The organism is Rarobacter faecitabidus, from assembly GCF_006716265.1.
Classification (GTDB): domain Bacteria; phylum Actinomycetota; class Actinomycetes; order Actinomycetales; family Cellulomonadaceae; genus Rarobacter; species Rarobacter faecitabidus.
This window is the reverse complement of the sequence record NZ_VFOS01000001.1, coordinates 512980-526661: the sequence shown is the minus strand read 5'-3', so window position 1 is coordinate 526661 and position 13682 is coordinate 512980. Positions and strand designations below refer to the sequence as shown.

Genomic DNA, 13682 nt, shown 5'->3' with positions numbered 1-13682 from the left:
GCGACCCACAGGGAGGTGACTTGGTGCTGCCTGCACTTGACGAGCAGACGGGCCTGCTTCCGCTGGGCCGATTCGGCGCGTCGTTGGAAGAGATCAAATCCCACTACGTTGACGATCCCCGGTTCGCGAAGTCGGCGACCCGCGCCGAGATCTGGCAGCACTTCGAGTCCGCTACCGACGGCATCCGCTCTGTCGTCCCCGTGGTGTGCGTATGGGTGGGTGGCAGCTTCCTTACCGACAAGATCGATCCTGACGACATCGACCTCGTCTACTGGGGCGAAGACGTGCTCGTTGACCAGGTGACCGACCCCAAGGATCGGTACATCCTGCAGATGTTCGGGATGAACCAGGTCCGACCAGCGACGGGCCTGCGCGTTGATACTCGATACTGCCTATGGCACGTGTTCCCCGAGGCGGACCGCGCCCACTCAGTCGAGCACCAGTCATATGCGTTGAATCGTGGCTACTGGGATGACTTCTGGATGCGCAAGCGCAACGGCGCGAAGGAAGATCCTCCGCAACGGCCGGATGCCCTACCGCAGCGCGGCTACTTCGAAGTGACTCTGGACGGTTTCCATGGCGTTTGACTGGGAGCAGTTCAAGGCCAACGTCCAAGGCGAAGCTGAGTGGCAGGACGCAGATGATCTTGCGCGCATGAGCATCGAGACTCTGCGCGCTGAGCACGGCTTGCTGCGGCGCGACGCTTCTTCAGGGTCTCTGCGCCTGACTGGGCCAGGAATCACGATCCACTCGGGAGCGATCGACGGGATTGCTGACACGCTTCGCAATTTTCAGCGCCTGGTGCTTGCGACAGGCCTCGCGGTGAAGGGGCACAAGTCGTTGCGTGGGCAACCGCCCGCCGACGTCGTCTCGAAGACCCGACTGAACCTCAATGGTTCACCACTGCCGGGAAGCCTCATCCTGCAGATCGTGCCGACGACTTCGCCAGCGGACGAGATCTCACCCGATGGCCAAGTCGGGCTGTTCGGAGACGACAATGCAGAGCCCCAGTTGATCGACACCGCCATGAAGCGAGCACTGGGACTGCTCGAGGACGGACGTCGTCTCGGCCCAGATGCCGACACCAGTGACTTCTTGGCGCGCATCCGCGAGTACGGACCGCGCGTCGCCACGACGTTGCGCGACTTCTCGACAGGTCTGGTGAAATCAGGGTTCGAGCCTGATCTCACTTGGTCCCAGCCTCGCCAGGCGCGCCTGCGCACGCGCCTCTCCACGGCTGAACTCGCTCACATTGGAGAGCTCATCGCTTCTCGGGAACTCGAGCTCGAGCCGACCACCATCCGCGGCATCTTGCGGACTGTCAGCGAGATCAGCGCTTGGCAGCTGGAGATCGAGGACGGCGAGATCGTCAAGATCGACGCGAAGAAGATCCCTGCGGCGAACACTGCAACGCTGCGCACCGGCATGTCAGTTTCAGTCGATGTGTCAGTCACGGAAGAAACCGGCCCTGCCGGCGAAGTTAAGCCCAAGTACACGGCGACGTCGTTCACAGTGCTGAGCAACCCGTAAGGCCGAGTCGTTACACCACATCTAGTCCAACGGCTGGATCCGGAGGTTGGTCCGCGGCGGCAAATCCCAGCCGTGACGCGCATGAATTTCCCTAACCAACTCTTCCGCGTTGACCTGGAGCTTGGCAAGTGCAGCCGCGTCGTGGCCGACTGATCGTAAATGGCGCAGGTTGCTGCTCAGCGCGTGCGCCCAACTCATCAGCGGGTCGAGGTTCGCCACCCGCCGCTCAACGGTGTCGCCGGGCTTGGCGGCCTCAATCACCTGGCGGCCGATGGTCGCGCCCAGCGTGCGCTCGGCCTCCAGCCACGAGTCGATACCATCCCAGCCGTCGAGCTGGTCGACGAGCGCGATCGACGTGATGCGCAGGTTGGCGAGCCGCTCCCCCACCGGCTCGGCCGTCGGATCGAACCCGATTAGGCGCTGCACGGCTTCCTGCACCGCGAACCAGCGTGCGTCCTCGGCCGCCTTGCGCGACTCGGCGAGTGCCTCGTTCGCGCGCTTGTTCGCTTGGTAAGTGCCGACGCCGGCGATCAGCAGCGACAGGGCCGAGATCACCAGCGCGAGGACATCCATGGCTCGATCCTGCCACTACAAGAAGCAGTTCCTGAAGCACTTCCGGCTATTGCTTGCCCGAGGCGCGTCAGCAGACTAACCCGCGCTCACTACGATGCTCCGCGCGGCGACCAATCCCTACAGCGCGAATCTCCACTCCACCGATTTCCGGTACATACCACCCTCTTGAGGTGTGCAGTGAAGCGCTCGGCCCCGCGTCCGGGACCGACAGCTTGCGTTCGACGTCAACGATAGGTCTCGTGCAACGCCTCCTCGATCTGAGACGGAGTCGGTGCACCGGCGTACCCGCGCTCAGTCGCGTAGACCCGGCACGCGAGCGAGCGAACCGGTTGCGTCGGAAACAGGTCGACGCCGTCGACGAGGATCGTGGGCGAGCCTCCGAATCGGGTGTTCGCCGCTTCGGTCTCGGTGTGGATCGTTACCAGCTCGATGGGCACTTCCGCGAGCTCGGCGGCATCCAGCGCGGCGCGCGCGTTTGCTTCGGCGATGGCCGTGTTCGGGCAGTCGACGATGTGCAGCAGTTCGACCTTCATACGATCTGCTCCTTCCGGGTCCGGGCCGCGCGCAAGCCATTGAGGATCACGATGACCTCCGCGATCTCGTGCACGAGCACCACGGCAGCGAGTCCCAGGACGCCGAAGAGGGCGAGCGGGAGCAGGGCGATGATGATCAGCAGCGACAGGATGATGTTCTGGTTGATGATGTGCCGTCCGCGCCGGGCATGGTCGAACGCGCGCGGCAGCAGCCGCAGGTCGTGCCCGGTGAACGCGACATCGGCCGACTCGATCGCGGCATCCGACCCGGTCGCGCCCATCGCGATCCCGATGTCCGCGGCGGCGAGGGCGGGGGCGTCGTTGATGCCGTCGCCGATCATCGCCACCGAACCATGCTGGCCGAGCTCAGCGATCGCAGCGGCCTTGTCCTCGGGGCGCAGCTCGGCGCGCACGTCCTCGATCCCGGCCTGCGCCGCGAGAGCGCGGGCGGTGCGGGCGTTGTCGCCGGTGAGCATCGTGACCCCGATGCACTGCGCGGCGAGCGTGCGGACGACCTCCGGGACCTCCAGGCGCAACTCGTCGCGGACGCCGATCGCAGCGACCGGCTCGCCGTCGCGGTGCACGATGACGACCGTCATGCCCTGCTCCTCCAGCCCTGCGACCCGGTCGCCGAGCGTCCCGGCGTCCAGCCAGCGGGGGCTGCCGACCGTGATCCGCGCGCCGTCGAGCTTGCCCTCGATGCCGTGCCCGGCCTGCTCGGTCACGTCCTCGGCTACTGAGGCCCCCGGCGCGGCGGCGGTGATCGCGGCCGCGAGCGGGTGGGTGCTGTGTTGCTCCAGCGCGGCCGCCCACGCCAGCGCCTGCGCCTCGGTGGTCCCTTCGGCGGTGAGAACGGCGTTGACGACGGGCTCGTTTCGGGTGAGGGTGCCGGTCTTGTCGACGGCGACGTGGCGGATCACGCCGAAGCGCTCGAACGCGGCACCGGACTTGATGATCACGCCGAACTTGCTCGCCGAGCCGATCGCGGCGACCACGGTCAGCGGCACGGAGATCGCCAGCGCGCACGGCGACGCCGCCACGAGGACGACCAGGGCGCGAGTGACCCACAGCTCGGGGTCGCCGAACAGCGAACCGATCAGCGCCACCAGGACGGCGAGGACGAGCACACCAGGGACGAGGGGTCGGGCGATGCGGTCGGCGAGGCGGGCGCGGTCTCCCTTCTCGGCCTGCGCCTGCTCAACGAGCTCCACGATCGTGGTCAGCGAGTTGTCGGTGCCCGCCGCGGTCGTCTCGACTTCCAGCGCGCCGGCGGAGTTGATTGCACCGGCCGAGACTGCATCTCCCAGCTCGACCTCGACCGGGATCGACTCTCCAGTGATCGCAGACGTATCCAAACTCGAACGACCCGTGACCACGACGCCGTCGGTCGCGATCCGTTCGCCCGGCCGCACCAGCATCAGCTGGCCCACCTGGAGGTCTTTCGCGGCGACCTCGACCGACGCGCCGTCGCGGCGGATGGTCGCTGTCTCAGGGACGAGCTTGAGCAGCGCCCGGAGCCCGCCGCGGGCGCGGTCCATCGCCTTGTCCTCCAGCGCCTCAGCGATCGAGTACAGGAACGCCAGGGCCGCGGCCTCCTCGACGTAGCCGAGGATCACCGCGCCAATGGCGCTGATCGTCATCAGCAGGCTGATGCCGAGCTTGCGCTTGAACAGTTTGCGGATCGCGCCCGGGGTGAACGTCGACGCTCCCAGCAGCAGACCGAGCCAGAACAGCACCAGCGCCAGAATCTCGAGCCCGGACCACTCCAGGACGAGACCGGTCAGGAAAGCGACGCCGGAGAGGACCGGGACCATGATCCCGCGGTCCCGCCACCAGGGTCGCTCCTGCACCTCCTCAACTGCTTCGCCGGCCGTGGTCTCGGGCTCGTCGCAGCCGCACGCCGCGCTCATGCGCCTGCCCCCGTCCCGCAGCAGCCCGGCACCGGGCACTGGTCATCAACGCATGGCGCGTGCTCGTCGACGGCCAGCGTCACATCCACGAGCGCCGTGAGCGCCGCAGCAAGGTGCGGGTCGGCGATCTCGTAGCGCGTCTGCCGTCCCTCGGGCTCGGCGGCCACGATGCCACAGTCGCGCAGACAGGTCAGGTGGTTCGACACGTTCGACCGGGTCAGCTCCAGCTCGCGCGACAGCACCGCCGGATAGCTCGGGCCGTCGAGCAGGGTCATCAGGATCCGGGATCGCGTCGGGTCCGCCATGGCTCGGCCGAGCCGGTGCATGACGTAGAGGCGTGAAGTAATGGTCAGCATGCACTGAACTATACAGTGACTGCTGACCTATTTTGGTCATCGCATCGGCAGGTCAGACCACTCAATCGACGCCAGAGGTTATACGGCGAAACGAAATTCCACCACGTCACCGTCCTGCATGACGTAGTCCTTGCCCTCGATCCTGGCCTTCCCGGCGGCTCGTGCGGCGGCAACCGACCCGGCCTCGACCAGGTCGGCAAACGACACGACCTCGGCTTTGATGAATCCGCGTTCGAAGTCGGTGTGAATGACGCCAGCAGCCTGCGGCGCGGTCCACCCTTGACGGATGGTCCATGCACGGGCCTCCTTCGGCCCCGCGGTCAGGTACGTCTGCAGCCCCAGAGTGTGGAAGCCCACCCGAGCCAGTTGGTCCAGGCCGGATTCCGCCTGCCCGGCGTCGGCGAGCATCTCGGCGGCCTCGTCCTCCTCCAGCTCGGCCAGTTCGGACTCGAACTGCGCGTCGAGGAAGATCGCGTCGGCCGGCGCCACGAGCGCCCGCAACTCGTCCTGCCGTCCAGAATCGAGCAGCCCGGCGTCATCGGTGTTGAAGACGTAGATGAAGGGCTTGGCGGTCATGAGCTGCAGCGACGCCACATCGGCGAGATCGAGTCGAGCGTCCGCGGCTCCGGCGAACAGCGTCGTTCCCTTCTCGAGGATCGCGACGGCGGTGTTCATCGCCTCGAGGAGTTTGGGGTCGCCCTTCTTGATCTTGACTTCCTTCTCCACGCGCGGAATCGCCTTCTCGAGCGTCTGCAGGTCGGCGAGGATCAGTTCGGTGTTGATGGTCTCGATATCGGAGGCGGGGTCGATCTTGCCGTCCACGTGCACCACATCCGGGTCGGCGAACGCGCGCGTGACCTGGCAGATAGCATCGGCCTCGCGGATGTTGGCGAGGAACTTGTTGCCCAGCCCCTCACCCTCCGAGGCCCCCTTAACGATTCCGGCGATGTCGACGAACGACACCGTCGCAGGCACCAGCCGCTCCGATCCGAAGACCTCGGCCAACTTGGCGAGCCTCTCGTCCGGCAGCGGCACCACACCGACGTTCGGCTCGATCGTCGCGAACGGGTAGTTCGCCGCGAGAACCTGGTTGCGGGTGAGTGCATTGAAGAGGGTGGACTTGCCGACGTTGGGCAGTCCGACGATTCCGATTGTTAAAGCCACGCCCCAAGTCTAGGCGGTTAGGCTCTGGTCCATGGCCTCCCTTGAAATCCTGCGCACCGACCGCCTTGTCCTCACGCGCTGGACAGCCGAATACGAGGACTTCCTGTTCGACATGTACTCGCGCTGGGAGGTCCAGCAGTACATGGGTCGGGTACCTGCCGTCATGACCGATCCGAGCGCCATCCCCGACCTCCTCAAGCGCTGGGAATCCCTCCGCGATGGCGTGCAGGGGGTATGGGCAATTTTCAAGGACGAGCCCTCCGCCACTCCCGTCGGCTCCATCCTTCTCAAATCCATTCCCGCTTCGGGAACCGGAGAGCCATCTGGCGACATAGAGATCGGCTGGCACCTTCACCCCGACCAGTGGGGACACGGATATGCCACCGAGGCCGCGAGCGCCGTCCTTGCCGCCGGGTTCTCTTCCGGACTTGACCGCGTCGTCGCGGTCACGCGCACGGCGAACACGGCCTCGCAGGCAGTCTGCGCGCGGTTGGGAATGACGCACCTCGGGCTTTCGGACGAGTACTACGACGTCACCTGCGAACTGTTCGAGATATTGCGCCCGTAGCCGTTTGACCTAGAGGGGAGTGGAAGATGGCCTCGTCCACGAAGACCGCGCTGTAACGCCACGGCACCGAACTTCCCATATCTGTCATGAGCAATACAGCGCCGGCGAGCTCGGTCAATCTGGGGCCAGGATGCAGCGTAGCTCGCCTGTCCTCTCGGACGAGGGCGCCGTCATCATGTACCCCGATGCTCGGGGAGATTCAGCAAGCTCCCGGGTCGCTAGAGAACGAATCGCACGAGGACCTCGGTGGACGAGGCATACAGGCGAATGTCCATATCTACTTCGGGTAGAGACAGAAGGCCATCGACGTGTTCGGTGATGATGGCGTCCATGTCGCTGTCGGCACTGGCCGCGCATGGGATATCTCATCGGATCAGCAGGATTGCGGTGTCGCTCCAGCGCCGACTCCCGACCTTTGTCAGAGGCCCATAGTTGAATATCAGACATGGAGACTCTCATCGGAATTGTGATAGGCGCGGCATTCGGCGGCATCATCGGATGGCTAGTGGGGCGAGCGAGTTCGGCTGCCACACGCGCCGAACTTGCGACGCTGCGAAACCTATCCGCCAGCAACCTTGAGCAGGAACGTCAGGCGAGCCGAGATCAGATAGAGCAATTGCGAGCATTTCACGCCGCCCAACTCGAAGATGAGAGGCGGGCGGCCGAACAGACTTCGGCACAGCGCCTCGATGCGGCTCGCGAATCTGCCCAGCAACTACTTGAGTCGCAGCGTGCAGGTCACGAGGAACAACTGCGAGAACAACGAGAGCACTCGGAGGCGCAACTACGCGACCAACGAGAGCACTTGGAAGCGCAACTACGCGACCAACGAGAACACTGGGAAGCCCAGTTGGCGGAAAGGGAGAAAGCCGCAGCCGAGAAGTTGCTTCTGACGGAAACCACCTTGCAGAAGCAACTGGCTCAGCAGAAGGAATCGGCCGCGGCACAACTCAAGGAACTTCAGGACGACCGCAAACGACTCGCCGATGAGTTCGAGAGGCTGGCCGCGGAAGTCTTGGACAAGAACAGCAAGCGATTCCTCGATGTCGCACATGAACGACTCAAACGCACGCAACAGGAATCCACCGCGGAGCTCGAGAAGCGCGAGCAGATGTTCCGCAGTCTCGTGGAGCCGATGAAGGAAACCCTGAGCAAGGTCGAAGCCCAGACCGCAGATGCTGAGAAGCTGCGTGTCCAGACGCAGGAAGCCCTGACCCAGCAGATCCGTCAGATGATGGCGAAGTCGGATGAAATCGGCAAGACGACCGAATCGCTGCGCTCTGCCCTGAGGCGCCCCGAGGTTCGGGGGCGCTGGGGCGAGTTACACCTGCGCCGTGTCGTGGAGGTCGCCGGGCTCGTCAACGGTGTCGACTTCGTCGAGCAAACCTCCGAGACGACCGCGGACGGGAACCGCCTGCGGCCCGACATGATCGTGACACTAGCTGGCGGACGCAAGATCATCGTCGATGCGAAGGCACCGATGGACGCCATCCTCGACATTGATAGCGATCCGGACAACGCCGAGCACCACGCCCGCCGCCACGTGAAGAACGTCCGCCAGCGCGTAAAGGAACTCAGCTCGAAGACGTACCGCGATCAATTCGGTTCAACCGTGGACTTCTCCGTGCTGTTCCTGCCCGCCGAATCGTTCCTGCAGGTGGCGACCGAGGCGGATCCTGGCCTGCTGACCGAGGCGTACGAATCCGGGGTAATCATCGCAACTCCCACCGTCCTCGTAGCCATGCTCCGGACCGTGGCGCACACCTGGAAAGCCGAGGCACTCGCGCAGAATGCTCAGGAGGTTCTCGACACCGGCAAGGAACTCTACAAACGCCTCTCCACGATGGGCGGCCATCTCTCGCGCATTGGCAAAGCGCTCGATTCCGCCAGCGACGCATACAACAAGACCGTGGGATCGATGGAGCGCAATGTGCTCCCCCAAGCCCGCCGCTTCGCCTCGCTCCAGCATCTTGAGAGCGACATTGAGCCGCCCATCGCAGAGAAGACAGTCCGGGAAGTCACCGCGCCCGAACTCGCGACTCCCGAACTCCCGTAAGTCGTCGAAACCTGCGGTTTACCAGGCTGCGGCCAGCAGAGCGAGCGCACTGGCCTGGCAACCCTCGCCAGGCCCCTGGGTCCACGACGTCCACTTCAGGGAATACTGATCGAGCTTGTTGCGAGCCCCCGATGTGTACGCCTTGTTGGCGTTCGCCTGCAGGTAGGGCCGGTACGGCCGCGCGGATATCTGCCTGTCGACCTCATCGAGACCGCGCACAGCCGCCGCCTTGAAATACGCTCCGGACTGCGTGCAGTTGTCCCAGCCCTCGGCCGGATCCTTCATGAATCCATTCGAATCCGTGAAGTCGCCGCCTACCTGCGTGATGGCGTTCGCTTTGACCTTGGCGTCGTTAAGGAAACTGTCCGCGACAGTGATATTCCCCTGGTTGCGGTAGTAGCGCGAAAGTTCCACGAGTCCGGAGACGACGGTGCCGTTGTGGTACGTGAAGGGCGGCGTCGAGGTGGACGCCTGGCAGGTGTTCACATTGAGCGTGTCCCAGTACCGGTTGTCGCTGCGCGCCAAAGCAGTCTGCCTCAGCCAGTTCCACGTGTTCTCCGCCTCGGCGCGGTATGCGTTCGCGGCCGAACCGCCCACGCGGTTCGCAAGAGCGGCGTTCACCTGGATGTAGAGCGTATTGGAGATCGTCACCTTGCCGGGAGAATTCTTCTGCCACGTGATCCCCCCGCCGCAGGTGCTGGTCGCGAAAGTCTTCATGTGCGCGGCCCCGCTCTTTGCCGCATCCAAATACCGCGAGTCCCCCGTCAGGTCGTAGGCGTCGATCCACACCATCGCCCACCAGCCGGTGTCGTCGGAATACTGATTGTTGAAGCCGCTGTATCCCGACCCGTACGTCTTGTTCTTGTACTCGTCGAACGTCCGCGAAATGACGTAACGGTAACTCGGCAGGTTGGTCGCCTTGGCGGCACGAATGAGAGCCGAGGTCGAGATCGCCCCGCCCCAGGTGGGCCCGAAACTGGAGTCGTACGAGGTCTGGAAGAGCTTGATCGACTGGTTGTAGTACATCATCATCGCGGTCGCAGCGGCGTCCACGCGATTTCCCGCATTCCACGTCGCACGCGTCCACTGCGTACAGGCCACACCACCCCCGGGCCGTTGGCCGCAGGCGCGCATGGCGCCCACTTTCGTGTTGCCCCAGTCGTCCACGTTGTACATCTGGGTGCGCCAGCCTCCCAACCCGGGGTTCGTCGTCGTGCCGAGTTTCTCCCACGATCGGCCCCCGTCGAACGAACGATCGACCCATACTGTGTCGCCCTGCTGCGATGATTCGACGGTGCCGAAGCCCATGGCATTGGTCTCATCGAAGACGATCTGGATGGTTGGTCCCGCGGTCGTCTTCACGTCCGCGACGCGAGTGGTCCCCGCCTGAGCCGGGTCTGTGGCGTCGCACTTCTTGTTACACACCGCAGCGAATGCTGTACTGGCGCCAGCCGTGATTCCCAGTCCGGTCGCCATGAGCGCCGCTACGAGGACTGCCCCCGCGCGGGTATACCTGTTGTTGGACATTCTGTGATCCTCAATATCGATCGACAGAGCCGAAGTCGGCCTGGAGGGTCGACCACGTTGTCGCCCCCAAGCCACATCATTAAACCGGTTTACGTCGGCCGCAACTTATATTCATAAGTTGCACGCATGCCGCTGAACGGCTATCGGATGGCCACGGTCTTCGCATAGAGATCGGGTCCGCCGCGGTCGATCAGCCGACCGCCGAGCCGCACTCCGAGCAGCAGCACGAGTCCCCCGACCACCCCCGCAAGCAGGAGCGACAGCCATCCCAACCATTCGACATCGCGCAGAATCGCGATGATCGCAGTTCCAAGGAAAGGTGCGCTGATCGCGGTCAGCGCCGCCCACCCGACGAGTTGCGTGACCAGGTTCACAGCCGAGGTTCCGGACGGTGCGGAGAAGGGGTTCTCCCCCGCCGCAGGCACGGGATACACGAACACCGCGGAAAGCACGCTCGCTAGTCCGCCGGCAGCGGCGGCGGTCCCAAGGGTGAGTGCGAACGCCGCCGGGGTGAGGTCCCACCTGCCGGTCGACCACAGCGAGCCGATTGTCGCGAGGACCCCGAGTGGAACTGCGAGCAGGGCAGCCGCGAGGACTCGTCCCCCACGATCGATCGCACCAGAAACCCCTGTGGCCAGATGCAACCAGAACGCGCTGCCGTCGTATCCGACGTCCGCCGAGATGGACCACATGATCAGGAACACGATGGACGGGCCGAGCGCCAGCATGGCCAGGCCGCCGCCTCCGGTCGCCACATAGAACAGCAGCGGGATGATCGGTACCATCGCCAGGCCAGCGGCGTAGCGAGCGTCCCGTAGCCAGTACGTCAGGCAACGCGCCGTGATGGCACCGAGCGCCCCGCGGGTCCGCCAGAGCCCGCTGAGCGCGGACGAGCGCACCTCCGTTCGCGTCTCCGAGGGATCCTCCATCACTGCGCGCAATCCCAGCCACCACAGCCACAACAGGACGGCAAGCGAGGCGATGGTGATACCCGAAAGCGCCGCCGCCTGCGCCCAGTCTTTGCGAGCGATCGCGACCGTCACCCCCCAGGGCGCTCCGAACGGAGTCCAGGCGAGCACGTCGCCGATCGCGGGCGCGATCGTTGCATCGAATTGGAGTGGACCGTTGCTCCGGCGCGTCGAGATGAGCGAGGCGACCGCAATCACGGGTATCCCCACCATGGCAGCGATGATCCAGCGGGCCGCGCGAGAACTGAGGTACCGCCCGACCCAGATCGTCGACACGCGCGATCCCACCACGCACATCGCCACCCCGAGGATGGCGCACACGAAGGCGACTGGGACCATCCCCTGGTATTGCCGCCAGATCCGCGAGTTCGCCAGCGCCAAGACGACTGTCACGATCCCCGGGACTCCAACGACGGTGGCGATCGCCAGTCCGGGCATGAGCCGAGCGGGCGACACGCCGAATACCGCGAATCGCCGCGGGTCGAGCGTCATGTCCGCACCCATCGAAACGATGGGAACGGCCATCCACCCGATCACTGCCAGCGCACCGGCGATCACCCAGGTGCTTTCGATGAATTCGGGATCCTGCCGGGCCAGCAGCGGGATCGTCGCGAGTTGCGCCCCCACGAGCGCCATGCCGTAGACGAGCGCGAGGACGATGCCCACGACCTGCCACGCGGAACGGCGAAAGGCATTGGCCAGCAGCGCGAGTTTGAGGCGGACTAGGACATCAACCACGTCAGGCCCGATCTCTCGGGCAGGCCTCCGACGAGCTCCACGAACCTGTCCTCCAGAGATCTGCCGCCGCGCACGTCGGCCAGCGTTCCCGCCGCCTTGACGCGACCCTCGGCGATGATGGCGACGTGGTCGCACATGCGCTGCACGAGGTCCATCACGTGACTCGAGACGACGACTGTCCCGCCACCGCGGGTGAAGTCAACGAGGATCGAGCGAATCACGCTCGCCGAGACCGGATCCACCGCCTCGAACGGCTCATCGAGCAGCAGGATGCGCGGGGCGTGAACCAGGGCGCATGCGAGCGAGATCTTCTTCACCATGCCCGCGGAATAGTCCACGACTAACTGCGTGGCGGCGTCCGAGAGCCCGAGCACGTCGAGCAGTTCGTCGCGGCGCCTGTCGATCTCGGCTCGCTCGATACCCTGCAGCAGGCCCGCATACGTGACGAGCTGCGCGCCGGACAGGCGATCGAAAAGGCGAGCGCCATCGGGCAGGATGCCGAGTTTCCTCTTGCCCGCGGCGAGGTTGGACCAGAGGTCCTCACCCAGCACGGACACGCTTCCAGCGGTGGGGCGCAAGAGTCCCGAGGACATCGACAGAGTCGTCGTCTTGCCCGCCCCGTTGGGCCCGACCAGTCCGTAGAACGACCCAACCGGCACGTCGAGGTCGACCTCGAACACCGCGGGCTTGCGGCCATAGAACTTCGTGAGGCCGCGCAGAGCGAGGGCCGACATCAGCGCGGCTCGACGCTGAGGGCTCGCCGCCCTTCACGCCGCGGTCGCTGAGAGTGGGTCGCGCGAAGTTCACGAGGCAGCGAGAACAGCAGGTCCTCCGTGGCCGTCCGGACCTCCTCGACCTCGCCGAAGCCTCGGCTCGCCAGGTCGGCGAGCAGTTCGCTCACCAGGATCTCGGGAACCGAAGCGCCGGAGGTGACTCCCACGGTCGCTACCCCGTCGAACCAATCGTCCTGGAGTTCCGAGCTACCATCCACGCGGTGGGCATCGCGGGCACCGGATTCGAGCGCCACCTCCATGAGTCGCACGGAGTTGGACGAGTTCGCCGATCCGACCACGATCACGAGGTCGCAGCTGGGCGCGAGTTTCTTGACCGCGACCTGGCGGTTCTGGGTCGCGTAGCAGATGTCATCGCTCGGCGGGTCCTGCAGCGAGGGGAAACGCTCGCGCAATCGGCGGACCGTCTCCATCGTCTCGTCCACCGACAACGTGGTCTGGGAGATCCAGATGACCTTGCCCGGATCCCTCACCACCACCTTGTGCACATCGTCAGGGCTGCCCACGACCTGGATGTGTTCGGGTGCCTCGCCGTAGGTGCCCTCGACCTCTTCGTGGCCCTCATGGCCGATCAGCAGGATGTCGAAGTCGTCCTTGGCGAACCGGATCGCTTCCTTATGCACCTTGGTGACGAGCGGGCACGTGGCGTCGATGGTGTCGAGCTTTCGGTCAGCGGCCGCCTGATGCACAGCCGGGGACACGCCGTGCGCCGAGAACACGACCCGCGCCCCCTCGGGCACCTGGTCGGTCTCGTCGACAAATATCGCCCCGCGCTCGGCAAGGGTAGACACGACGTGCTTGTTGTGGACGATTTCCTTGCGCACGTACACCGGGGCGCCGTACTGTTCGAGCGCCTTCTCGACCGCGACGACGGCCCGGTCGACGCCCGCGCAGTATCCGCGGGGCGCCGCGAGGAGCACCTTCTTGCCATTGGTCACCTGACCACTCTATCGGGCATTGCCTGAGGA

13 protein-coding genes are annotated in these 13682 nt (G+C 65.1%); 4 read left to right on the top strand and 9 right to left on the bottom strand.

The genetic code is table 11. From position 1 onward, the window contains the following. Window positions 1-23 precede the first annotated feature (23 nt). Together FB461_RS02325 and FB461_RS02320 are read left to right on the top strand one after the other, a co-directional pair. On the top strand, window positions 24-587 hold the full coding sequence (locus FB461_RS02325; protein WP_022925102.1) for a DUF6932 family protein: 564 nt from the start codon (window positions 24-26) through the stop codon (window positions 585-587). Next, entirely contained in the window at window positions 577-1530 is a 954-nt protein-coding gene (locus FB461_RS02320; RefSeq protein ID WP_094450847.1) for a hypothetical protein, read from the top strand. The genes FB461_RS02325 and FB461_RS02320 overlap by 11 nt, the downstream gene beginning before the upstream one ends. Before the next feature lie 21 nt (window positions 1531-1551). Here the strand turns inward: FB461_RS02320 and FB461_RS02315 are convergent, their stop codons facing one another. The 5 genes from FB461_RS02315 to ychF all read right to left on the bottom strand — a co-directional run bounded on the left by FB461_RS02315 (window position 1552) and on the right by ychF (window position 6066). Beyond that, a complete protein-coding gene (locus FB461_RS02315) occupies window positions 1552-2103 on the bottom strand; it encodes a hypothetical protein (protein WP_095796329.1) in 552 nt (183 codons plus the stop codon). 224 nt (window positions 2104-2327) lie between these two features. Continuing rightward, a complete protein-coding gene (locus FB461_RS02310) occupies window positions 2328-2636 on the bottom strand; it encodes a hypothetical protein (protein WP_012397801.1) in 309 nt (102 codons plus the stop codon). Next, complete coding sequence (locus FB461_RS02305) at window positions 2633-4546, bottom strand: heavy metal translocating P-type ATPase (RefSeq protein WP_211349823.1); 1914 nt, start codon at window positions 4544-4546, stop codon at window positions 2633-2635. The genes FB461_RS02310 and FB461_RS02305 overlap by 4 nt, the downstream gene beginning before the upstream one ends. Further along, window positions 4543-4902 carry a Cd(II)/Pb(II)-sensing metalloregulatory transcriptional regulator CmtR gene (gene cmtR, locus FB461_RS02300; RefSeq protein WP_142118592.1) on the bottom strand — a complete coding sequence of 120 codons (360 nt, stop codon included), beginning with the start codon at window positions 4900-4902 and terminating at the stop codon, window positions 4543-4545. Before cmtR ends, FB461_RS02305 begins: the two co-directional genes overlap by 4 nt. A 78-nt stretch (window positions 4903-4980) precedes the next feature. Then, complete coding sequence (ychF, locus tag FB461_RS02295; RefSeq protein ID WP_142118590.1) at window positions 4981-6066, bottom strand: redox-regulated ATPase YchF; 1086 nt, start codon at window positions 6064-6066, stop codon at window positions 4981-4983. Between the two features lie 31 nt (window positions 6067-6097). Here ychF and FB461_RS02290 point away from each other — a divergent pair, with 31 nt between their 5' ends. Then, complete coding sequence (locus FB461_RS02290) at window positions 6098-6634, top strand: GNAT family N-acetyltransferase (RefSeq protein ID WP_142118588.1); 537 nt, start codon at window positions 6098-6100, stop codon at window positions 6632-6634. Window positions 6635-7079: 445 nt separating this feature from the next. After that, the gene (locus FB461_RS02285) at window positions 7080-8690 is read left to right on the top strand and encodes a DNA recombination protein RmuC (RefSeq protein WP_142118586.1); all 1611 of its coding nucleotides are present in this window, start codon (window positions 7080-7082) and stop codon (window positions 8688-8690) included. Window positions 8691-8708: 18 nt separating this feature from the next. On the opposite strand, the gene FB461_RS02280 is transcribed toward FB461_RS02285, so the two are convergent. From FB461_RS02280 to FB461_RS02265, 4 genes are all read right to left on the bottom strand, one after another. After that, window positions 8709-10217: a glycoside hydrolase family protein gene (locus FB461_RS02280; protein WP_142118584.1), complete on the bottom strand. Its 1509-nt coding sequence runs from the start codon at window positions 10215-10217 to the stop codon at window positions 8709-8711. 140 nt (window positions 10218-10357) lie between these two features. Further along, window positions 10358-11923: a hypothetical protein gene (locus FB461_RS02275; protein WP_142118582.1), complete on the bottom strand. Its 1566-nt coding sequence runs from the start codon at window positions 11921-11923 to the stop codon at window positions 10358-10360. Further along, a complete protein-coding gene (locus FB461_RS02270) occupies window positions 11908-12657 on the bottom strand; it encodes an ABC transporter ATP-binding protein (RefSeq protein ID WP_142118580.1) in 750 nt (249 codons plus the stop codon). The genes FB461_RS02275 and FB461_RS02270 overlap by 16 nt, the downstream gene beginning before the upstream one ends. Continuing rightward, entirely contained in the window at window positions 12657-13652 is a 996-nt protein-coding gene (locus FB461_RS02265) for a 4-hydroxy-3-methylbut-2-enyl diphosphate reductase (RefSeq protein ID WP_142118578.1), read from the bottom strand. Before FB461_RS02265 ends, FB461_RS02270 begins: the two co-directional genes overlap by 1 nt. Window positions 13653-13682 lie beyond the last annotated feature (30 nt).